The 21,896-nt window shown below is 38.1% G+C and carries 22 protein-coding genes; 21 read left to right on the forward strand and 1 reads right to left on the reverse strand.

What is annotated here, in order from left to right:
• Positions 1–283: 283 nt before the first annotated feature.
• On the reverse strand, positions 284–472 hold the full coding sequence (gene rpmB, locus Q1B07_RS01105; RefSeq protein WP_299087064.1) for a 50S ribosomal protein L28: 189 nt from the start codon (positions 470–472) through the stop codon (positions 284–286).
• A gap of 286 nt (positions 473–758) precedes the next feature.
• Here rpmB and Q1B07_RS01110 point away from each other — a divergent pair, with 286 nt between their 5' ends.
• The 21 genes from Q1B07_RS01110 to ylqF all read left to right on the forward strand — a co-directional run bounded on the left by Q1B07_RS01110 (position 759) and on the right by ylqF (position 21,583).
• Positions 759–1,121: an Asp23/Gls24 family envelope stress response protein gene (locus Q1B07_RS01110; protein WP_299087066.1), complete on the forward strand. Its 363-nt coding sequence runs from the start codon at positions 759–761 to the stop codon at positions 1,119–1,121.
• Between the two features lie 17 nt (positions 1,122–1,138).
• Positions 1,139–2,806 carry a DAK2 domain-containing protein gene (locus Q1B07_RS01115; protein WP_299087068.1) on the forward strand — a complete coding sequence of 556 codons (1,668 nt, stop codon included), beginning with the start codon at positions 1,139–1,141 and terminating at the stop codon, positions 2,804–2,806.
• A gap of 226 nt (positions 2,807–3,032) precedes the next feature.
• A complete protein-coding gene (gene recG, locus Q1B07_RS01120; protein WP_299087070.1) occupies positions 3,033–5,081 on the forward strand; it encodes an ATP-dependent DNA helicase RecG in 2,049 nt (682 codons plus the stop codon).
• Positions 5,082–5,275: 194 nt separating this feature from the next.
• Positions 5,276–5,848: a transcription factor FapR gene (gene fapR, locus Q1B07_RS01125; RefSeq protein WP_299087072.1), complete on the forward strand. Its 573-nt coding sequence runs from the start codon at positions 5,276–5,278 to the stop codon at positions 5,846–5,848.
• A 9-nt stretch (positions 5,849–5,857) separates the two neighbouring features.
• Positions 5,858–6,847, forward strand: coding sequence for a phosphate acyltransferase PlsX (gene plsX / locus Q1B07_RS01130; protein ID WP_299087074.1), 990 nt, complete (start codon positions 5,858–5,860; stop codon positions 6,845–6,847).
• Between the two features lie 89 nt (positions 6,848–6,936).
• On the forward strand, positions 6,937–7,878 hold the full coding sequence (gene fabD, locus Q1B07_RS01135; RefSeq protein WP_299087076.1) for an ACP S-malonyltransferase: 942 nt from the start codon (positions 6,937–6,939) through the stop codon (positions 7,876–7,878).
• 2 nt (positions 7,879–7,880) lie between these two features.
• Positions 7,881–8,621 (forward strand): 3-oxoacyl-[acyl-carrier-protein] reductase, encoded by a 741-nt coding sequence (gene fabG / locus Q1B07_RS01140; RefSeq protein ID WP_299087078.1) that lies wholly within the window; start codon positions 7,881–7,883, stop codon positions 8,619–8,621.
• A gap of 160 nt (positions 8,622–8,781) precedes the next feature.
• Entirely contained in the window at positions 8,782–9,015 is a 234-nt protein-coding gene (acpP, locus tag Q1B07_RS01145) for an acyl carrier protein (protein WP_299087079.1), read from the forward strand.
• Positions 9,016–9,285: 270 nt separating this feature from the next.
• On the forward strand, positions 9,286–10,029 hold the full coding sequence (gene rnc / locus Q1B07_RS01150; RefSeq protein ID WP_299087081.1) for a ribonuclease III: 744 nt from the start codon (positions 9,286–9,288) through the stop codon (positions 10,027–10,029).
• Positions 10,030–10,289: 260 nt separating this feature from the next.
• Positions 10,290–13,853 carry a chromosome segregation protein SMC gene (gene smc, locus Q1B07_RS01155; RefSeq protein ID WP_299087083.1) on the forward strand — a complete coding sequence of 1,188 codons (3,564 nt, stop codon included), beginning with the start codon at positions 10,290–10,292 and terminating at the stop codon, positions 13,851–13,853.
• An 18-nt stretch (positions 13,854–13,871) separates the two neighbouring features.
• Entirely contained in the window at positions 13,872–14,870 is a 999-nt protein-coding gene (gene ftsY / locus Q1B07_RS01160) for a signal recognition particle-docking protein FtsY (protein WP_299087085.1), read from the forward strand.
• Between the two features lie 317 nt (positions 14,871–15,187).
• Positions 15,188–15,520: a putative DNA-binding protein gene (locus Q1B07_RS01165; protein WP_299087087.1), complete on the forward strand. Its 333-nt coding sequence runs from the start codon at positions 15,188–15,190 to the stop codon at positions 15,518–15,520.
• Between the two features lie 11 nt (positions 15,521–15,531).
• On the forward strand, positions 15,532–16,872 hold the full coding sequence (gene ffh / locus Q1B07_RS01170) for a signal recognition particle protein (protein WP_299087089.1): 1,341 nt from the start codon (positions 15,532–15,534) through the stop codon (positions 16,870–16,872).
• Between the two features lie 250 nt (positions 16,873–17,122).
• Complete coding sequence (rpsP, locus tag Q1B07_RS01175; RefSeq protein ID WP_299087091.1) at positions 17,123–17,395, forward strand: 30S ribosomal protein S16; 273 nt, start codon at positions 17,123–17,125, stop codon at positions 17,393–17,395.
• 14 nt (positions 17,396–17,409) lie between these two features.
• Positions 17,410–17,640: a KH domain-containing protein gene (locus Q1B07_RS01180; protein ID WP_046515044.1), complete on the forward strand. Its 231-nt coding sequence runs from the start codon at positions 17,410–17,412 to the stop codon at positions 17,638–17,640.
• A gap of 110 nt (positions 17,641–17,750) precedes the next feature.
• On the forward strand, positions 17,751–18,131 hold the full coding sequence (locus tag Q1B07_RS01185; RefSeq protein ID WP_299087093.1) for a YlqD family protein: 381 nt from the start codon (positions 17,751–17,753) through the stop codon (positions 18,129–18,131).
• A gap of 5 nt (positions 18,132–18,136) precedes the next feature.
• Entirely contained in the window at positions 18,137–18,658 is a 522-nt protein-coding gene (gene rimM, locus Q1B07_RS01190; RefSeq protein ID WP_299087095.1) for a ribosome maturation factor RimM, read from the forward strand.
• A complete protein-coding gene (gene trmD, locus Q1B07_RS01195) occupies positions 18,658–19,392 on the forward strand; it encodes a tRNA (guanosine(37)-N1)-methyltransferase TrmD (RefSeq protein ID WP_299087097.1) in 735 nt (244 codons plus the stop codon). Before rimM ends, trmD begins: the two co-directional genes overlap by 1 nt.
• A gap of 159 nt (positions 19,393–19,551) precedes the next feature.
• Positions 19,552–19,896, forward strand: coding sequence for a 50S ribosomal protein L19 (gene rplS / locus Q1B07_RS01200; RefSeq protein WP_046514692.1), 345 nt, complete (start codon positions 19,552–19,554; stop codon positions 19,894–19,896).
• Positions 19,897–20,148: 252 nt separating this feature from the next.
• On the forward strand, positions 20,149–20,697 hold the full coding sequence (gene lepB / locus Q1B07_RS01205) for a signal peptidase I (protein ID WP_299087101.1): 549 nt from the start codon (positions 20,149–20,151) through the stop codon (positions 20,695–20,697).
• Between the two features lie 19 nt (positions 20,698–20,716).
• Positions 20,717–21,583 carry a ribosome biogenesis GTPase YlqF gene (ylqF, locus tag Q1B07_RS01210; protein WP_299087103.1) on the forward strand — a complete coding sequence of 289 codons (867 nt, stop codon included), beginning with the start codon at positions 20,717–20,719 and terminating at the stop codon, positions 21,581–21,583.
• Positions 21,584–21,896: the final 313 nt, after the last annotated feature.

Raw genomic sequence — 21,896 nt, forward strand, 5'->3', positions numbered from 1 at the left:
CATTTCGGTGCTTTTTTCTTAGCTTATTCGTTTTATATTTAATCCCATCTTAACGGGCAGTAAAACCGACACTTCAAGATTCAAAAGAAGCAATGAAGATAAGTGGAGAATAACTGCCCGTAAAGATCCGATAAGTCTCGCTTACGAACATTGGGGGATGAAAAAAACCCCCAATGTTGGAAGTCTCGCTTTATGAATATGAAACATAGCTGCTTACAAAAGCAAGCTAAGATAAGCTATCATTTCATGTTTTGTAACTTTTTGAGAGAGCTTAATAGCAAAATTAAACTCGCTCAACTTTACCTGATCTTAAAGCGCGAGCAGATACATATACTTTTTTAGGTTTACCGTTAACTAAGATGCGAACTTTTTGAAGGTTTGCGCCCCAAGTACGTTTGTTAGCGTTCATCGCGTGTGAACGTGAATTACCTGAGCGAGTCTTTTTACCAGTAACAACGCATTTACGTGCCATGTTATTCCCTCCTTACTACAAAAAAACCTAACGAATTTTACATGAATCATGTACATAGTCATGAGATACTTTAATAATTTATCACACCTGTTTCAAGAATGCAATACCTCTGCATAAAGCTTTCAAGAATTTTCCCTTGACATCGTAAATGCAGGCTTGGTTGAATATAATAATGAATAAGTGACTACAACTGCTAGTTGTAAAAGTCACTGCTTCTTTTCATTTGAACATGCTTATAGTAAAATGAGGATAGCCAGTGCGAACAATTCCAAAGGGGGAACCGATCGTGTCCATTGAATTAAAAACGAAGTACGGACAAATTGATATATCAAACGAAGTCATTGCAATAGTTGCAGGTGGTGCAGCAATTGACTGCTATGGTATTGTTGGAATGGCATCAAAGAATCAAATAAAAGATGGTCTTACAGAAATTCTTAGAAAAGAAAACTTTAGCAGAGGCGTGATTGTCCGCCAAGAGGATGACTCCATTCACATTGATATGTATATTATCGTCAGCTATGGTACAAAAATTTCTGAAGTCGCACATAACGTTCAAACGAAAGTTAAGTATACGTTAGATCAGACGGTTGGACTTGCAGTTGATTCCGTTAATATTTTTGTTCAAGGTGTTCGTGTAGCGAACCCGTAGTTAGGAGGAAATGACCTGTGTCAATTACAACTATAGATGGTAAGCGTTTTGCTGAGATGATCTTGCAAGGTGCAAACCGCCTGTCTATGAATGCAAAATTGGTCGATGCATTAAACGTTTTCCCAGTTCCTGATGGTGACACTGGAACAAATATGAATTTATCAATGACATCAGGGGCAAAAGAAGTTGAAAACAATCAATCAGATCATATCGGGAAGGTAGGCCATGCACTTTCTAAAGGGTTGCTGATGGGAGCACGAGGAAATTCTGGTGTCATTCTATCACAATTATTTAGAGGTTTCTCAAAATCAATTGAGTCGAAAGCAGAAATCAATAGTATGGAATTTGCATATGCACTTCAGGCAGGTGTAGATACAGCATATAAAGCCGTAATGAAACCTGTAGAGGGTACAATTTTAACAGTTGCAAAGGATGCTGCAAAAGCAGCGGTACTTGCGGCAGAAACCGAGTCTTCCATCGACAAGCTAATGGAAGTAACGTTAAAAGAAGCGGATGCATCATTAAAACGTACTCCTGACCTGCTTCCTGTTCTAAAAGAAGTTGGTGTAGTAGATAGTGGAGGTCAAGGCTTAGTTTTTGTTTATGAAGGGTTTTTAGCTGCTTTAAAAGGAGATAAGCTTTCCACTACAAAAGTGTCAACACCATCAATGGACGAACTCGTAAATGCTGAACATCATAAAAGCGTCCAAAGCCATATTAATACTGAAGACATAGAGTTCGGCTATTGTACTGAATTTATGGTCCGTTTTGAAGAAGGTAAAACACCATTCGACGAAGAAAAATTTAGATCTGACTTAAGTCAATTTGGTGATTCCCTGCTTGTCATCGCCGATGATGAGCTTGCAAAAGTACATATACATGCAGAATATCCAGGTGAAGTTCTTTCATATGGTCAAAAATATGGAAACCTTATAAATATGAAGATCGAAAATATGCGGCAACAGCATAGTAATATTGTTGGAGAAAAAACAAAAGCAGCTCCAAAAGCAGAATCGAAGCAGGAAAAAATGAAATATGGCATCGTCGCTGTTTCAATGGGCAAGGGTATTGCCGATTTATTTAGAAGTATTGGCGCAAATGAAGTCATTGAAGGCGGGCAAACGATGAATCCTAGTACAGAGGATATCGTACAAGCAATTAAAGACGTTCATGCTGAAAATATCATCATTCTTCCAAATAATTCAAATATCGTGATGGCTGCACAACAGGCTGCAACTGTTGCTGAGGAAAATGTTATTGTGATCCCTTCTAAAACAGTGCCACAAGGCATCGCTGCATTACTAGCTTTTAATCCAACAGCAGAACCAAATGATGTATCAGCTGCTATGAATGAGGCATTAAATAGTGTAAAAAGCGGTCAAATCACCTATGCAGTCCGAGATACAAATATTGAAGGTCTTGATATTTCAAAAGGTGATTTCATGGGGATATTGGAGGGTAAGATCGTCATTACAGACAAAACCCAGCTATCAGCTTCGAAAAAGCTTCTAACAGAGATGGTCTCTGATGAGGATGAGATTTTAACGATCATTCAAGGTGAAGATGCGAGCGAAGAAGATCTTGAGCAGCTCGTACAATTTATTGAAGAACAATTTGAAGACATTGAGGTTGAAACTCATAAAGGTGATCAGCCTTTATACTCATTTATCTTTTCAGTAGAATAATGATTAAAAAACTCGGCGATTTGCCGAGTTTTTTTAATACTGAATCGTTCTCCATTTTTTCATTTTAATAAATTACAGGAAAACGAATCTAATACTGCTTAAACGAAAATCTGTTAAACTAATAGTATTGTGTATGGGCAATCATACAAAGAAATCGTACAAGGAGGTAAGCTGTCTTCCATAGAGAGAAGTCCATAAGCTGCATGTAATGGGAGGCAATGTGACCGTGAAAAATAGATTAAAAGACCCTGTATCAGCAATAAGAGGGGTTGGAGATGAAACAAATGACCTCTTAAATGATATGGGAATTTATACAATTCATGACCTGTTAGAATATTTTCCATATAGATACGATGATAATAGTTTAAAAGATCTTGCAGATGTAAAGCATGATGAGCGGGTAACAGTTGAAGGAAAAGTCCATAGCGAGCCTTTGCTTACGTATTTTGGAAAAAAACGGTCCCGTCTAACGTTTCGTTTATTAGTCGGCCGTTACTTAGTTTCTGCCGTTTGTTTTAATCGCCCTTATTTTAAAAATAAATTAGCGATTGATTCCACTGTTACGGTTACCGGAAAATGGGATAAGCATAGGCAAACGATTACTGTTCAGGAATTGGCATTTGGACCAAAGCAAGCAGTAACTGGGATAGAACCTGTGTATTCGATTAAAGGAAAGCTGACAGTTAAAGGGATGAGAAAATTTGTTTCCCTTGCTTTAAAGGAATATTTGAATGATGTAGACGAAGTGATACCTGTTGAGCTATTGCAAAAATATAAGCTGCTAACAAGAAAGGAAGCTTTAAAAGCAATTCATTTACCAGAAGGCCCTGAGCAATTAAAGCAAGCAAGAAGGCGCTTTGTGTATGAAGAATTTCTTCTTTTTCAATTGAAAATGCAAGCATTGCGAAAGGTGCAAAGAGAGCAAGTAAGTGGCATCCCTCATGATTTTTCTGAAAATAAGCATGAACAATTTATTCAAGCTTTACCATTCCCGCTTACAAATGCTCAAACACGTGTGGTCAATGAAATCATCACAGATATGAAGTCACCATATAGAATGAATCGTTTGCTTCAGGGGGATGTGGGATCTGGGAAAACTGTTGTTGCAGCAATAGCCATCTTTGCGGCTATTTTATCAGGCTATCAAGCTGCGCTTATGGTTCCAACCGAGATTTTAGCAGAACAGCATGCAGAATCCTTGCTCTCCCTATTTGAACCATTTGATGTGAATGTCGCATTGTTAACAAGCTCAGTGAAAGGCAAAAAACGCCGTGAACTGCTGGAAAAAGTTAAAAATAATAACATTCAATTACTAATAGGAACCCATGCCTTGATCCAGGACGATATTGAATTTCATAGACTTGGCTTAGTCATTACTGATGAGCAGCACAGATTTGGTGTTGAGCAAAGGAGAATGCTGCGAGAGAAGGGTGAGAATACAGATGTTTTATTTATGACCGCAACTCCGATTCCCCGCACGTTAGCCATAACGGCATTTGGTGAGATGGATGTTTCGGTCATTGATGAACTGCCAGCAGGGAGAAAATCAATTGAAACCTATTGGGTAAAGCCATCTATGCTTGAGCGGATTTTAGCATTTATTGAAAAAGAAGTTTCAAAAGGGCGGCAAGCATATGTCATTTGCCCGCTAATTGAGGAATCAGATAAGCTGGATGTACAAAATGCCCTTGATGTTCATAGTATGCTTACCCATTATTACCATGGACGCTTCAAGGTAGGTCTTATGCATGGCAGACTTACCACAGATGAAAAAGATATGGTTATGAGGAGTTTTAGCAAAAATGAGGTGAATATATTAGTCTCAACAACGGTAGTTGAGGTTGGGGTAAATGTTCCGAATGCCACAACAATGGTGATCTATGATGCGGAGCGTTTTGGCTTGTCCCAGCTTCATCAGCTGCGCGGACGTGTCGGGAGAGGAAGCGAACAGTCCTATTGTATTTTATTAGCTGATCCAAAATCGGAAACTGGAAAAGAAAGAATGACCATTATGACGGAGACGAATGATGGGTTCGTTTTATCTGAAAGAGATTTAGAGTTAAGGGGCCCAGGCGATTTCTTTGGGAAGAAGCAAAGCGGTATGCCGATTTTTAAAGTGGCTGATATGGTTCATGATTATAGGGCGCTGGAGGTTGCAAGGCAGGATGCTGTTGAACTAATCCGTTCAAATGCCTTTTGGATCGAGGATAAATATGAAAGGTTAAGAATGTATTTGCACCAAACAGGTATTTTACAAGGAGAAAAATTAGATTAATAGGTTTAGGGAAAACTATTAGTCATTACTTTATGAGACGTTCATTGAGGCAAGGTAAAGCTCTAATCAATTGGGCGTCTTAAGCATTTAATTATAGCATTTACACCTTCATTTCTTTCTTGCAATCTGTTTTCATTCTCTATATACTACTATTAGTATCTAGTCTTAATAGTTCGGATGGTGTCTTAGAAAATATGAGGAAGAGTAAAAAAGAGAGGCAGCGTTTATTACAAGAAACAATAAGTGAAACACCATTTATAACAGATGAGGAATTGGCAGATAAATTTCAAGTAAGCATTCAAACAATTCGATTAGACCGATTGGAACTATCCATTCCAGAATTAAGGGAACGAATTAAACATGTTGCGGAAAAAAAGCTCGATAATGAAGTGAAATCGTTACAAATAGAGGAAGTTATTGGGGAAATTATCGACCTTCAGCTAGATGAATCGGCGATTTCGATTTTAGAAATAAAAAAAGAGCATGTTTTTAATCGAAATCAAATTGCCCGCGGTCATCACTTGTTTGCACAAGCAAATTCATTAGCTGTTGCTGTAATCAATGATGAATTAGCCTTAACTGCTAAAGCAAATATTCGGTTTACAAGGCAAGTGAAAGAAAATGAGCGTGTGATTGCTAAAGCAAAGGTTGTAAAGGGCGATTCTGAAAAAGGACGTACAATTGTAGAAGTTAACAGTTATGTTGGGAATGAATTGGTATTTTCCGGTGAATTTGACATGTATCGCTCAAATCCAGCACAAAGGTAGGTTACATAAATGAAGCTAGCGATTGATGCAATGGGTGGGGATCATGCCCCTAAATCAGTAGTGGAAGGCGTTATGAAGGCTATTTCTGCTTTTCCTGATTTAGAGGTAACACTCATTGGCCAAGAGGATAAAATGAAGCAGTACTTAACAGATCAAACGAGAATTAACGTTATACATACAGATGAAGTTATTGAAGCGACAGATGAACCAGTACGGGCAGTAAGAAGAAAAAAGAACGCATCAATGGTGCTTATGGCTAACGAAGTAAAGGAAGGCCGGGCTGACGGGTGTATATCTGCAGGTAACACTGGAGCATTAATGACTGCTGGATTATTTATCGTTGGCCGAATCGAAGGGATTGAACGTCCAGCATTGTCACCAACTTTGCCAACCTTGGATGGGAAGGGTTTTTTATTTTTGGATGTCGGTGCAAATGTAGATGCAAAACCAGAGCATTTATTTCAGTATGCACTGATGGGTTCGATCTATGTTGAAAAGGTTCGGGGAATTAATAATCCGCGAATAGGGTTATTGAATGTTGGAACAGAAGATAAAAAAGGAAATGAATTAACAAAACAGACATTTGAGCTTTTAAAAAATTCACAGTTAAATTTTGTTGGCAATGTAGAATCTAGAGATTTAATGGAATCTGTTGCAGATGTTGTTGTAACAGACGGTTTTACAGGTAATATTGCCTTAAAATCAATTGAAGGAACGGCTTTATCCGTCTTTTCAATGATGAAATCTGCGTTAACAAGCAATCTTAAGTCAAAATTAGCTGCTGGAGTTTTAAAGCCTGAATTTAAACAGATAAAACAAAAAATGGATTATTCAGAATATGGCGGTGCCGCACTTTTTGGCTTAAAGGCTCCTGTAATAAAAGCTCATGGCTCATCAGATGCCAATGCCATTTATAACGCAATCCGTCAAACTCGTGAAATGGTGTCGTACAATGTAACAAAAACCATTCATGCCTCACTAATAGGAATTGCAGAGTAAGACCCTAGAGCCGATGGCCCTGGAGCTACACACCAAAATTAAGTAAAAATTATACTTTCTGGTCTTTTAAAAAAACGGAGGGAAGCTTTATGACGAAAATAGCATTTATATTTCCTGGACAAGGGTCGCAATCAGTAGGAATGGGGAAAGAGCTATTTGATCAAGTAGAAGAATCAAAACAAATTTTTGAACAAGCTGATAATCGATTAGGTGAGAAGCTTTCAGAACTTATTTTTGAAGGTCCGCAGGATACATTAACATTAACCTATAATGCACAGCCAGCTTTGCTCACCACGAGCATTGCGATTTTAGAACATTTTAAAAAGAATGGAATTACGGCTGACTTTGTTGCAGGACATAGTCTTGGTGAGTATACAGCACTTGTAGCAGCAGGTGTTTTAAGCTTTGAGGATGCAGTTTATGCTGTAAAAAAACGCGGGGAGTTTATGGATGAGGCTGTACCAGCTGGACAAGGTGCAATGGCTGCAATTTTAGGTATGGCTGCTGAGGATCTTGAGGCTATTACTTCCGAGGTAACGAATACAGGTCATTCTGTTCAATTGGCCAATTTGAATTGTCCTGGGCAAATTGTCATTTCAGGAACAGCTGAAGGGGTGGAACGGGCGTCCGCATTTGCAAAAGAAAAGGGAGCGAAACGTGCCATTCCTCTAGTTGTAAGCGGACCGTTTCATTCAGAATTAATGAAGCCTGCAGCTGATCAGCTGCAAAACGTATTAAGTGAATTAAGCTTTCAGGACGCCGTCATTCCAGTAATTGCGAATGTAACAGCCGATCAAGTGACAAAACAAGAAGAAATCAAGGAATTACTTGTTAAACAGTTATACTCTCCAGTAAGATGGGAAGAATCTGTAAAAACGATGATTGAAAATGGTGTAACCACGTTTATTGAAATTGGTCCTGGAAAAGTATTGTCAGGTCTAGTGAAGAAAATTGATCGTTCTGCAACCGTTCATGCGATTTCAGACCTGGAAACAATAAAATCAACTGTTGAAAAGCTAAAGGGGGAGTAAATATGCTAGAGAACAAAGTAGCGCTAGTTACAGGGGCATCACGCGGGATTGGAAGAGCGATTGCGCTGGATTTAGCAAAAAATGGCGCAAGTGTTGCTGTCAATTATGCAGGAAATGAAGCAAAAGCTAATGAGGTTGTTGATGAAATTAAAGCAGGTGGCGGAAATGCCTTTGCGATAAAAGCAGATGTGTCAAATAGTGAAGATGTTACACAAATGGTGAAAGAGGTTATTAACCAGTTTGGACAATTAGATATTCTTGTTAATAATGCTGGAATCACTCGTGATAACTTATTAATGAGAATGAAGGACAATGAATGGGATGATGTCATAAACACAAACTTAAAAGGTGTTTTCCTATGTACAAAAGCTGTTACTCGCCAAATGATGAAGCAGCGTAGTGGACGAATCATTAATATCACTTCTGTAGTAGGTGTCAGCGGGAATCCCGGCCAATCCAATTACGTAGCAGCAAAGGCTGGTGTCATTGGTTTAACGAAAACGACTGCAAAGGAGCTTGCATCCAGAAATATTACAGTTAACGCTGTAGCACCTGGCTTCATTACAACAGATATGACAGATGAGCTCTCAGAAGAAATGAAGACAGAAATGCTTAAGCAAATTCCATTAGCAAAACTAGGAGAGCCTAGCGATATCGCTAATATTGTTAGTTTTCTTGCTTCTGATAAGAGTAAATATATTACTGGCCAAACGATGCATGTTAATGGCGGAATGGTCATGTAAAATAGGTTGTTTCTCAACCATTATATTGCTATTCTATTAAAGCACTAACCCTTGATATTATTTTAATACCACCTCTTAGAAAAGATTTAAAAAATGCTAATAGGAAACCTAGTTTTTCAAGGGAAAATAACTTATAATACTTGAGGGGAGGTGAAGGAAAATGGCAGAAGTATTAGATCGTGTAACAAAGATTATCGTAGACCGTTTAGGTGTTGATGAGTCTGAAGTAAAATTAGAGTCTTCATTCAAAGATGATCTTGGTGCAGATTCCCTAGATGTAGTTGAGCTTGTTATGGAACTTGAAGATGAGTTCGATATGGAAATTTCTGATGAAGATGCAGAAAAAATCAGTACAGTGGGTGACGCTGTTAACTACATAAATAGCCAACAATAATGTTGTTGTTAAAGTCCCGTATGATTGCGGGGCTTTACCCCTTTTATTATGTTTTTTTAATATAGGAAAAGATAGTATTTGATGAACAATTAGTTTGCTTTAGCGCCTTTTGGCCGGATAGCATATAAAGGCAATTGGATTTATTGTACTTGTTACTGCCTTTTAGTTCATAAGCCTCTCCATAATTAAAGGTATGAACCCCCTTTTATTATGAAGCGACTTATATGAATGAGGCTAAAAAGAGCGCTTCCGCTTTTATTGGAGGATTATATGCCTAGACATATTAATTATAAAGAGAAAAGAACCTTTGCAAGGAAGGCAGAGGAATTTAAAAAATTTCAGGAGCGTATTGGCCATACATTTAAGAATGAAAAGCTTTTATATCAAGCTTTCACTCATTCATCATATGTGAATGAGCATCGCAAGAAGCCTTATGAAGATAATGAAAGGCTAGAGTTCTTGGGAGATGCAGTACTAGAGCTTACAGTCTCACAATTTCTTTATAAAAAGTATCCGATGATGAGTGAAGGAGAACTGACAAAGCTGCGTGCGGCAATTGTTTGTGAACCTTCCCTAGTTTCATTTGCTAACAATCTTTCTTTCGGCACATTAGTATTGCTTGGTAAAGGGGAAGAAATGACTGGAGGGCGTGCACGTCCTGCATTATTAGCAGATGTATTTGAAGCATTTATCGGTGCTTTATACTTAGATCAGGGCTTAGATGCTGTCGTGCAATTTTTAGAAAAGTTTGTGATTCCGAAAATTGATGAAGGTGCTTTTTCGCATGTGATGGATTTTAAAAGTCAATTGCAAGAATTTGTTCAAAGGGATACAAAAGGCGTCTTGGAATACAAAATCTTACAAGAAAAAGGGCCAGCTCATAATCGGGAATTTGTATCGACAGTATCTTTGAATGGTGAAGTTTTTGGAACCGGCAGCGGCAGATCGAAGAAAGAAGCAGAGCAGCATGCCGCACAAGAAGCATTATCAAAGCTTCAACAGCTTAATAACTAGCATACCTAGGGGCAGATTTAGAAAAGCATGTACTTCCTATTCTATCATTTCCATTATGAAAAATGATTTATAGTGATGAACATGACATGGCTAAAGTTGCCCCTTTCCTATGACTTATTTCTTATAGAATGTGATAAAATATGAGAGGATTTTTCATGATTTAGATGTTATTTCACTTTATAAAACTTAAAGATACACCATAAGCGTGATTGAACAAGAGAATCACATCACAAATTGAAAAGAGTAAGGAGGAAATCACAATGTTCCTCAAACGGTTGGATATTGTAGGATTCAAGTCCTTTGCTGAACGGGTAACAGTTGATTTTGTAAAAGGAGTTACCGCAGTAGTTGGACCAAATGGTAGTGGGAAAAGTAATATAACTGATGGGATTAGATGGGTATTAGGAGAACAGTCAGCTAAATCTCTTCGTGGAGCAAAAATGGAGGATATCATTTTTGCGGGAAGTGATTCTAGAAAAGGGTTAAATGTTGCTGAAGTTACATTAACCTTGGATAATGAAGATCATTTTCTCCCAATTGATTATCATGAAGTCAGTGTGACAAGACGTGTTTTTCGCTCGGGAGAAAGTGAATTTTTTATTAATAAGCAAAGCTGCCGCTTGAAAGATATTGTAGATTTGTTTATGGACTCTGGACTTGGTAAAGAAGCATTTTCCATTATAAGCCAGGGGAAGGTTGAAGAAATCCTCAGCAGCAAAGCTGAAGAACGTAGAAGTATATTTGAAGAAGCGGCCGGAGTGCTAAAATATAAGTCGCGAAAAAAGAAGGCTGAATATAAATTAGCGGAAACGCAAGAAAATCTAAATCGTGTCCAGGACATTTTATACGAGCTCGAAGGTCAGGTTGAACCTTTAAAAATTCAAGCATCGATTGCAAAGGATTATTTGCAGAAAAAAGAAGAGCTCGAACAAATTGAAGTAGCCGTGACAGTATATGAAATTGAGGAGCTTCATCATAAATACGAAGCATTGGCAAAATCAGTTGCCGAAGGAAAAGATCGCGAATTGAAACTTTCTGCTACAATCCAAAAGAAAGAAGCAGAAGTGGAGAAGATGAGGGATTATCTTGTCGCATTAGATGAGTCCATAAATGATTTGCAGCAGGTACTTCTATTAGCGAGTGAGGAATTGGAAAAGCTCGAGGGAAGAAAAGAAGTTCTTAAAGAACGGAAGAAAAATGCCCATCAAAATAAGGCGCAGTTAGAGAAATTGATCGAAGAGCTAAATGATCGATTATCACAGTTAAATAGAGAAAAACAAGAGCAAGAAGCGTTTTTATTAACCTATAAAAATGAGCTGCAAGCAATTCAAGATCAATTGACTGAGAAGCAGCAGCAAATGACAACCTATGATCAAAATATCGAGGAGCTAATTGAGAGCTTAAAAAGTGAATATTTTGAACTGCTAAATGAACAGGCTGCGGCTCGAAATGAAATTCATTATATTGATGAACAGCTTAGCCAGCAAGAACGGAAAAATACGAGACTGCAAGATTCTAATAAAAGGTATATTACGGAGAGACAGGAAATTTTTGAAAGAAAGACAAAAATTGAAGCAAAATACTCACTTATTGAGAGTCAGTTATCTGATCAAATAAAAAGTTATCGCGATGCACAAGCGAAATTAGAAAATTTAAAAAATGCTTATCAAAAGAAAGAATCTGCTTTATATCAAGCTTATCAGATTCTTCAGCAAACCCGTTCAAGAAAGGAAGTCCTCGAATCAATGCAGGAGGACTATGCAGGATTTTTTCAAGGTGTTAAGGAGATATTAAAAGCAAAGGAACAGCTTGGAGGCATTTATGGGGCGGTTGCTGAGTTAATTTCCACAGATAAAAACTACGAAACGGCGATTGAAATTGCGTTAAGCAGTTCAATGCAGCATGTCGTTGTTAAGGATGAAGCCGCAGCCAGGAAAGCGATCCAATATTTAAAGGAGCATTCTTTTGGTCGTGCAACATTTCTGCCGTTATCTGTTATAAAACCACGTTCAATCGTACCGCATGATCTTAGAATGATTGAAACCCATCAAGCATTCGTTGGCATTGCAACTGATCTAGTAAACTATCAACCGCAGTTTAAAGCAATTATTGGAAATCTGCTTGGAACAGTAATTGTAACCACTGATCTCAAGGGTGCAAATGAAATTGCAAAGCTAATGAATTATCGCTATCGACTCGTTACCCTTCAAGGAGATGTTGTGAATCCAGGGGGATCAATGACAGGTGGAGCAGTTAAGCAAAAAAATAATTCTTTATTAAGCCGCGGGAGAGAATTAGAAACGATTCAAGAGAAATTAGTGGAAATGGAAGAAAGAACAGCCCAGCTTGAACAAGATGTTAAGGGGACAAAGCAAACCATTCAAAATAATGAAGCTCTTCTTGAAGAGTTGCGGGCAAAAGGTGAAAAGCTCCGTCTTGAAGAGCAAATGATTAGGAGCGAAATAAGAGAGATTGAAATCAATGAAAAGAATGTTAACGATCATTTGAAATTATATGATGCTGAGCGAGAATCGTTTGAATCTGAAAAGGAACGATTTACAGCAAGGAAAAAAGAGCTTGGTCAAAGCTTAGAAAAAATGGGATCAGCGCTGGAAAAGCTGGAGAAAGAAATTGAGGAGCTATCAGCCAAAAAAGTATCACAGCAAACATCAAAGGATGAGCTCCAAAGTGAATTAACAGAATTAAAGGTCATCTTTGCTAGTAAGAAGCAGATATACGAAAACCAAAAGGAAAAGGTTGCACGCATAAACCAAGACCTTGAGGAATCACTGCAAAAATATGAAGAAGCAAAAGAGGATTATTCCTTCCTTTCAAATGAGATGAATTCAAGCTCATCTGGTGAGGAAAAGCTAGAAGAAGCTGCTAAGAAAAAGCTGCAGGATAAAAATAAAACAATTGAGCTAATTTCTTCAAGACGTGATGAACGTGTCCAGTTACAAGAAAAGCTTGAGGATGAGGAGCGGGAATTAAAAGAGCTAAAACGTCAGGATAAGCAACTTCAGGACAGTTTAAAGGATGAAGAGGTCAAGTTGAATCGTTTAGATGTTGAATTAGATAATCGTCTCAACCATCTGCGTGAGGAATATTTATTAACCTTTGAAGCTGCTAAAGAGAAATATACGTTAGAGGTCGAAATTGAGGAAGCAAGAAAACGAGTAAAACTAATCAAGCTTGCAATCGATGAGCTGGGAACGGTAAACTTAGGGGCGATTGAAGAATTTGAACGGGTAAATGAACGCTTCACCTTCCTATCTGAGCAACGAAATGATTTGACAGAAGCAAAAGACACTCTCTACCAGGTTATCGATGAAATGGATGAAGAAATGAAGAGAAGGTTTGAGCAAACCTTTAATGCCATTCGTTCCCATTTTGAATCAGTCTTTCAGGCGCTCTTTGGCGGCGGACGAGCTGAATTAAAACTAACAGACCCTAATGATTTGTTAAACACTGGTGTTGAGATTGTTGCACAGCCTCCAGGTAAAAAGCTTCAAAACCTCGGTCTCCTTTCAGGAGGGGAACGAGCACTCACAGCGATTGCGCTATTATTTTCAATTCTGAAGGTGAGACCAGTGCCTTTTTGTGTTCTTGATGAAGTTGAAGCAGCACTTGATGAAGCAAATGTTCATCGCTTTGCCCAGTATTTGAAAAAATTTAGCCAAGAAACACAATTTATTGTGATCACACATCGTAAAGGAACAATGGAGGAAGCTGATGTCCTGTATGGAGTTACGATGCAGGAATCAGGTGTTTCTAAGCTTGTATCTGTAAGACTTGAAGAAACCAAAGAATTAGTACAATCCTAGCTGAAAGGACGAACAAACATGAGTTTTTTTAAAAAACTTAAAGAAAAGATTACAAAGCAAACAGATTCTGTAACTGAAAAATTTAAAGAAGGCTTAACGAAAACAAGAGATTCATTTGCTGGAAAGATGAATGATCTTGTTGCAAAGTATCGTAAAGTTGATGAAGAATTTTTTGAGGAGCTTGAAGAGCTTTTAATTAGTGCAGATGTTGGTGTAATGACGGTTATGGATCTCATTGATGAGTTGAAGATGGAAGTAAAACGACGCAATATCCATGATACGAAAGAAGTTCAAGCAGTTATTTCGGAAAAACTCGTTGAGATTTATCAAGGGGATCAAGTTGAAGAAAACAACAAACTTAATCTTGAGCCAGGTCGATTAAATGTCGTGCTATTTGTTGGAGTCAACGGAGTAGGAAAGACGACAACAATTGGAAAATTAGCACACAAGCTTAAAAGTGAAGGAAACTCAGTATTGTTAGCTGCTGGAGATACATTTAGAGCAGGAGCGATTGAGCAGCTGGAAGTATGGGGAGAACGTGTTGGTGTTGATGTAATCAAGCAATCTGAAGGCTCAGATCCGGCAGCTGTTATGTATGATGCTGTACAGGCTGCAAAGGCACGAAAAGTAGATGTACTTTTATGTGATACAGCAGGAAGACTTCAAAACAAGGTTAATCTCATGAAGGAGCTTGAAAAAGTAAAGCGTGTCATTGAAAAAGAAATACCCGGCGCGCCACATGAGGTTTTGCTTGTACTAGATGCTACAACTGGTCAAAATGCTATGACACAAGCGAAGCAATTTTCCCAAGCAACAGATGTATCGGGAATTGTATTAACAAAATTAGATGGCACTGCAAAAGGCGGAATTGTTTTAGCAATTAAAGGCGAACTGGACATTCCTGTTAAACTAGTTGGTCTTGGTGAAAAGATGGACGACCTTCAGGAATTTAATACAGAACAATATGTATATGGTCTTTTCTCTGGCATTATTGAAGCACAAGAGGAAGAGAATTAATCAAAAAGAGCTAACTTTTCATTAGATATGGAAAGTTAGCTCTTTTGCTCTATCTATTTTATCTTATAATGGACGATTTCTTTGTTGTTTATTTTTTGTCAGTTGTTTCCAAAGAATCACTGCAATGAGAACAAGCATGATAAATTGAACATTTTCTCATTCCTTTGTCCCCCAGGGTTATTTAAAATCTCTCATCTATATCCATTATACATATGAAATATTTCCCTTAAGCAACGAATATAACTTGACAAGCAAATCTGACATCTGTAGACTAATAACATGTAAAGGTAATTCACTTAACAAAGGGGTGAAACGGCATGATGCTTGAAAAAACGACAAGGCTAAATTACCTGTTTGATTTCTATCAAACATTGCTAACGCCTAAACAAAAGAGCTATATGTCGTTGTACTATTTAGATGATTTCTCCCTTGGTGAAATTGCGGAAGAATATAATGTTAGCAGACAAGCAGTATACGATAACATTAAACGTACTGAAGCAATGCTGGAGCAATACGAAGAAAAGCTATTATTATTTCAAAAATTTCAAAAGCGGCAAGAGCTATTGACCAAGCTTCGAGAGTATATGGTTTTTACAAATCAAAACCCTGAAATCGAGTCATTGCTAAGTGAACTTGAGAAATTAGATTAGGAGGCGGCATTATGGCATTTGAAGGATTAGCCGACCGACTGCAAAATACGATGGCAAAAATTCGCGGTAAAGGGAAGGTATCAGAGGCTGATGTAAAAGAAATGATGCGGGAGGTTCGCCTTGCACTTTTGGAAGCCGATGTTAACTTCAAAGTCGTAAAAGAATTTATTAAGCGTGTAAGTGAACGTGCTGTTGGTCAAGAGGTTATGAAAAGTTTAACCCCAGGCCAACAGGTCATTAAAGTTGTTAAAGAGGAACTAACTGAGTTAATGGGTGGAGAGCAAAGTAAAATTGCTGTTTCCAATCGCCCGCCAACAGTCATTATGATGGTTGGTTTACAAGGTGCTGGTAAAACTACGACAACGGGAAAGCTTGCCAACCTATTACGAAAGAAATTCAATCGTAAGCCATTGCTTGTTGCAGCTGACATTTATCGTCCTGCTGCAATCAAACAATTGCAGACATTAGGCAAGCAGCTTGATATGCCTGTTTTTTCATTAGGGGATCAAGTTAGTCCAGTTGAAATTGCAACAAAGGCACTTGAACATGCGAAAGAGGAGCATCATGATTATGTCATTATTGATACAGCAGGACGGCTTCATATTGATGAAAATTTAATGGAAGAGCTAGAGCAGGTGAAAACCATTGCCAAGCCTGATGAAATATTCCTTGTAGTCGATGCGATGACAGGTCAGGATGCAGTAAATGTTGCAAAGAGCTTTAATGAACAACTCGGATTAACTGGTGTTGTTCTGACCAAGCTTGATGGTGACACTCGCGGTGGTGCAGCCTTATCGATACGTTCTGTTACAGATACACCGATAAAGTTTGTCGGTCTCGGCGAAAAGCTAGACGCATTAGAAGCATTCCATCCAGAACGAATGGCATCAAGAATTCTTGGTATGGGTGATGTATTAACATTAATTGAAAAAGCTCAAACAAATGTTGATGCTGAAAAGGCGAAAGAGCTAGAGCAGAAAATGCGGACAATGTCCTTTACATTTGATGATTTTTTAGAGCAGCTTGGCCAAGTACGAAACATGGGTCCTCTAGAAGATCTTATTGGCATGCTTCCAGGAGCCAATAAAATGAAGGGACTTAAAAATCTTCAAGTTGATGAAAAGCAAATCAGCCATGTTGAAGCGATCATCAAGTCAATGACTGCACAGGAAAAAATTAATCCTGAAATTATGAATGCTTCACGTAAAAAGCGAATTGCAAAGGGCAGTGGTACATCTGTTCAGGAAGTAAACCGTCTTTTAAAGCAATTTGATGATATGAAAAAAATGATGAAGCAAATGACCAGCATGTCAAAAAGCAAGAAAAAAGGCTTTAAATTCCCGTTTATGTAAATTTAAAGCGGAAGCGCCTCGCTCAGCACCGACAAGCATAAGACGATTAGGAATAGAAGGTGTACTTTACCTTCAATTCCTAATTGGCTTATGACTCGAGGTGCTAGGCGCTGAAGCTAGCAACCAAAACTTAGTAAAAAGCCACTTTTTCTAAAGGAATTTTCTTCTGACAAGAAAAAAACCTTTACATCACATCACTTATTTGATAATATACTATCTTGTTGAAACATTTTCGGAGGTGCTTTATAAAATGGCAGTAAAAATTCGTTTAAAACGTATGGGAGCAAAAAAATCTCCTTTTTATCGTATTGTAGTAGCAGATTCTCGTTCACCACGTGATGGACGTTATATCGAGGTAGTTGGAACATACAATCCAGTTGCACAACCAGCAGAGGTTAAAATCAACGAAGAATTAGCGTTGAAATGGATGCAAAATGGTGCGAAACCTTCTGATACAGTACGTAACTTGTTCTCTAAACAAGGCATTATGGAAAAATTCCATAACGCAAAATACAGCAAGTAATGTCTGTGAATGAGATGAAAGAGTTAATCGAAGCAATTGTTAAGCCACTTGTTGACTCACCAGAACATGTTGAAATAACAGAACTGGAAACAGAGAACCAAATTACGTATCGCCTTTCTGTTCATAAAGAGGACATTGGCAAGGTAATCGGAAAACAAGGCCGTATAGCAAAAGCAATTCGAACTGTTGTATATGCAGCGGGATCTAATTCATCTAAAAGAATTCAACTTGAAATCAATGACTAAAAAAAGGGTGAGGAAGGATCCTCCCCTTTTTTTGTACCAATAGAATGGCTTCTCTGAAATAATCGCTTCCGCTTTTTTTGTATAGAAGCTTTAATAGGGGAGGAAGAATAATGAATATACTCCACCGCGTAATCGTGAAACAAATATTAACCGAAACTAGCAAAAAATCATTGATCGAGCAGTTTAACAACAAGAAACAACTACTAGAACAAGAATGTGATCAATTATACTTTGAATATAAAAAGGTTGAGAGAACGAGTAAGCAGCTTGCAAGTCAATTTTTAAAAGAGATTGATAAAAGGCGGGAGAAAATTAAACTGGTTGAATTTCAGCTTCAACAAGCAAATACGTTGCCAATCGGCAGCGAGCTAAAAGAAAAGGAAGTTGAAGCGATCATTGAAGTAAATATTGGTGATAATTGGAATGAATTAATGAAGGAAAAAACGATTGTCATCAAAGATGGGATTGTAGATCAAATACGCCTGAGGTGATAATGATGTCCGAAAAATGGTTTAATGTTGGAAAAATCGTTAACACGCATGGAATTAGAGGGGAAGTTCGCGTGATTTCGAAAACAGATTTTGCTGAGGAAAGATATGAGCCTGGCAACAAATTATACATATTCAAGGAAGGCTCTAATGACCCAATTGAGGTAGTTGTCGAAAGCCATCGTGTACATAAAAATTTCGACTTGCTTACCTTTGAAGGAATGAATTCTATTCAGGATGTTGAACATTTTAAAGGTTCATTATTGAAGATAAATGAAGAGCAATTAACAGACCTGGATGAAGGTGAATTTTATTTTCATGAAATTATAGGGTGTAAAGTTTACTCCGATGAAGGAGAAGAAATCGGCACGATTCGTGAGATCTTAGCAACTGGGGCAAATGATGTCTGGGTGATAAAAAGAAAGGCAGGTAAGGATCTTCTTATTCCCTACATCGAAGAGATTGTTAAGGACGTTGATGTAGAAGTCAAAAAAGTGATCATTACACCAATGGAAGGATTACTAGACTAATGAAAATTGATTTTATGACACTATTTCCAGAGATGTTTCATGGTGTATTAAATGAATCGATTTTAAAAAAAGCACAAGAAAAAAACGCTGTGCAATTTCGCGTCATTAACTTTCGCGATTACTCCTCAAATAAACATCATACTGTGGATGATTATCCATATGGCGGTGGAGCAGGAATGGTATTGAAGCCTCAGCCTATTTTCGACGCTGTAGAAGCGATCAGAAAGGAGACAGACTCTACACCTAAAGTGATCCTTGTGTGCCCGCAAGGTGAACGTTTTACACAGGCAAAAGCTGAACAATTAGCTACAGAGGAGCATCTGTTGTTTATTTGTGGTCATTATGAAGGCTATGATGAACGAATAAGAGAGCATCTTGTCACAGATGAGATCTCGATTGGAGACTTTGTCTTAACAGGCGGAGAGCTAGCCTCAATGGTCATTGCAGATAGCGTTGTTCGCCTGCTGCCAGGTGTACTTGGAAATGAGGACTCTCCTGTATTGGATTCATATAGCTCTGGCCTACTGGAGCATCCACACTATACAAGACCCGCCGATTTTCGCGGCATGAAGGTTCCCGATGTCCTCTTATCAGGAAATCATAAGCTTATCAAGGAATGGCGTGAGAAGGAGTCGCTGCGCAGAACCTTTGAACGAAGACCGGACCTATTAGAATCATATCCTTTAACAGAAGAACAAAAATCGTTCATAAAACAATGGAAAAACGAGAACTAGCTATTGCAGGCAATGCGTCTATATGGTATGATAAATCTCGTGGCTTCCTGTCAAATAAAAATTTATTATATAAATTTTTCGCTGCAGAAGTCTTTTAAAACGATGTTCCGCTGCAATTAGAAGATTGGTAAGAGCATCTGTTGGAAGGAGTTGAATACGATGCAAAAACTAATTGAAGAAATCACAAAAGAACAATTAAAGACTGATCTGCCTGCATTCCGTCCTGGTGATACAGTACGCGTACACGTTAAAGTTGTTGAGGGTACTCGTGAGCGTATCCAGGTGTTTGAAGGTGTTGTGATTAAGCGTCGTGGTGGTGGAATTAGTGAAACATTTACAGTTCGTAAGATCTCTTACGGTGTAGGTGTTGAGCGTACTTTCCCTGTACACACACCAAAGATCGCGAAATTAGAAGTTATCCGTCGCGGTAAAGTTCGCCGTGCTAAACTTTACTACCTACGTCAATTACGTGGTAAAGCTGCACGTATCAAAGAAATTCGATAAGATTGCTTAGCTTTTGCTAGGTCTCAATATATGGGTCGCAGCTTGCTTATGCTGTCCGTATAGTTGATAAGGAGCTTGTTCATGAACAAGCTCCTTTTTCATCTAAATCCGGACAGCTGTTAAAAAGAAACTAGATGTCCAAAAATGCTTTATATATTGTTCTTATAAGAAATCCTAAGGTTGTCATGCCTTTTTATAGGGTATAGTAATAAGTAGACTGTGGTCATAATGATTACTAGAGTAGGTGAAAGTATGACAAAAAAGAAAAATGAACTGCTCGAATGGATTAAAGCGTTAGCAATTGCCGTCATCTTAGCGGCTGTCATAAGGTATTTCTTTTTTGCTCCAATTATAGTTGATGGGCACTCAATGATGCCTACCTTACATACACAAGACAGAATGATTGTGAATAAATTCTCATATAAAATTGGTGAACCTGATCGCTTTGATATTGTTGTTTTTCATGCTACTGTTGATAAAGATTATATTAAGAGAGTAATCGGCTTACCAGGAGATCATGTTGAGTATAAAAATGATACACTTTATATTAATGGCAAAAAGTATGAAGAACCTTATCTTGAAGAATATAAAAATCAACTAGTAGACGGACCATTAACTGAGCCCTTTGATCTTGAAAGCATCATTGGACAAGAAACGGTGCCGGAGGGTCATATTTTTGTTATGGGTGACAATAGAAGGCAAAGTAAAGATAGCCGGCATATTGGAACCATTCCAATAGAAGAAGTAATGGGTAAAGCAAGCTTGGTTTATTGGCCAATCTCAAGCTTTAGATTTGAGTAATGAAAAGAAGGTGTTTTTTATGACAATTCAATGGTTTCCTGGACATATGGCGAAAGCAAGAAGACAGGTAACAGAAAAGCTTAAATTAATTGATATTGTCTTCGAGCTTGTTGATGCAAGAATTCCCATGTCTTCGCGGAATCCAATGATCGATGAAATTGTATCATCAAAGCCCCGTATTGTTTTATTAAACAAAGCTGATAAAGCTGATGAATCTGTAACGAGGCAATGGCTTGAATATTTTAAAGAAAAGGGAATTTCTGCTCTTGCCATTGATGCACAAACAGGGACAGGATTAAAACAAATAACTCAATTATCAAAAGAATTATTAAAAGAGAAATTTGATAAAATGGCTGCAAAGGGAATCAAGCCTCGTGCAATACGTGCGCTGATCATCGGGATTCCAAATGTGGGAAAATCAACCTTAATCAATCGGCTTGCAAAGAAAAATATTACTAAAACTGGTGACAGACCAGGTGTAACGACTGCTCAGCAATGGGTTAAGGTCGGAAATGAGCTTGAGCTATTGGACACGCCAGGTATACTTTGGCCAAAGTTTGAAGATCAGCTAGTCGGTTTAAAACTAGCAACAACTGGTGCTATTAAAGATGCCATTCTAAATTTGCAAGAGGTTACGGTATTTGCATTAAATTTTTTAAAGGAACATTACCCGCACAGACTTAAGGAGCGTTTTGATCTTGAAGAGCTGCCTGATGAGGTTGTTCCGCTTTTTGATGTCATTGGTAAAAAAAGAGGTTGCATCATGCCAGGTGGTTATATTGATTACGATAAAACCTCTGAGCTTGTTTTAAGAGAAATACGAGCTGATAAATTAGGAAGACTCTCCTTCGAAACGCCGAAACAATTTACCGAAATCAATAGCTAGACCAACGGCTCGCAGCATTGCGAGTCTTTATTTAAAAGGGAGAAAATTTTGTACATAGTTTTAGTGTCTAGCTCCAGCGCCTAGCCCCGAAGCACAGGACGTGCAAGTGCAGTCAAGAGATAAGGACTTCGCGTTTTTGACTGCCTCTAGGGTCTAGCCACTCATGAATAGAAGGCAAAGAACGCCTTCTATTCATGAGTGGCTTATTTGCCCTAGGCTGATCAAGGCGCTTGTGCTTTTCTTATTATTTGGCTTTTTCGTAAACCTACTGACTGCGGTAGATAATTCCTTCTTTGTAGCGAAAAAAAGAGAT

Origin of the sequence: uncultured Metabacillus sp. (assembly GCF_947503125.1) — a bacterium.
Lineage (GTDB): Bacteria > Bacillota > Bacilli > Bacillales > Bacillaceae > Metabacillus.

Coding starts and splice junctions, on each gene's coding strand:
- plsX (WP_299087074.1), top strand. CDS start 5,858: ATGAAGCTAGCGATTGATGCAATGGGTGGGGATCATGCCCCTAAATCA.
- trmD (WP_299087097.1), top strand. CDS start 18,658: ATGAAAATTGATTTTATGACACTATTTCCAGAGATGTTTCATGGTGTA.
- smc (WP_299087083.1), top strand. CDS start 10,290: ATGTTCCTCAAACGGTTGGATATTGTAGGATTCAAGTCCTTTGCTGAA.
- fabG (WP_299087078.1), top strand. CDS start 7,881: ATGCTAGAGAACAAAGTAGCGCTAGTTACAGGGGCATCACGCGGGATT.
- ylqF (WP_299087103.1), top strand. CDS start 20,717: ATGACAATTCAATGGTTTCCTGGACATATGGCGAAAGCAAGAAGACAG.
- rpsP (WP_299087091.1), top strand. CDS start 17,123: ATGGCAGTAAAAATTCGTTTAAAACGTATGGGAGCAAAAAAATCTCCT.
- fabD (WP_299087076.1), top strand. CDS start 6,937: ATGACGAAAATAGCATTTATATTTCCTGGACAAGGGTCGCAATCAGTA.
- Q1B07_RS01165 (WP_299087087.1), top strand. CDS start 15,188: ATGATGCTTGAAAAAACGACAAGGCTAAATTACCTGTTTGATTTCTAT.
- rimM (WP_299087095.1), top strand. CDS start 18,137: ATGTCCGAAAAATGGTTTAATGTTGGAAAAATCGTTAACACGCATGGA.
- rnc (WP_299087081.1), top strand. CDS start 9,286: ATGCCTAGACATATTAATTATAAAGAGAAAAGAACCTTTGCAAGGAAG.
- ffh (WP_299087089.1), top strand. CDS start 15,532: ATGGCATTTGAAGGATTAGCCGACCGACTGCAAAATACGATGGCAAAA.
- Q1B07_RS01180 (WP_046515044.1), top strand. CDS start 17,410: ATGAAAGAGTTAATCGAAGCAATTGTTAAGCCACTTGTTGACTCACCA.
- rpmB (WP_299087064.1), bottom strand. CDS start 472: ATGGCACGTAAATGCGTTGTTACTGGTAAAAAGACTCGCTCAGGTAAT.
- acpP (WP_299087079.1), top strand. CDS start 8,782: ATGGCAGAAGTATTAGATCGTGTAACAAAGATTATCGTAGACCGTTTA.
- Q1B07_RS01185 (WP_299087093.1), top strand. CDS start 17,751: ATGAATATACTCCACCGCGTAATCGTGAAACAAATATTAACCGAAACT.
- fapR (WP_299087072.1), top strand. CDS start 5,276: ATGAGGAAGAGTAAAAAAGAGAGGCAGCGTTTATTACAAGAAACAATA.
- rplS (WP_046514692.1), top strand. CDS start 19,552: ATGCAAAAACTAATTGAAGAAATCACAAAAGAACAATTAAAGACTGAT.
- lepB (WP_299087101.1), top strand. CDS start 20,149: ATGACAAAAAAGAAAAATGAACTGCTCGAATGGATTAAAGCGTTAGCA.
- ftsY (WP_299087085.1), top strand. CDS start 13,872: ATGAGTTTTTTTAAAAAACTTAAAGAAAAGATTACAAAGCAAACAGAT.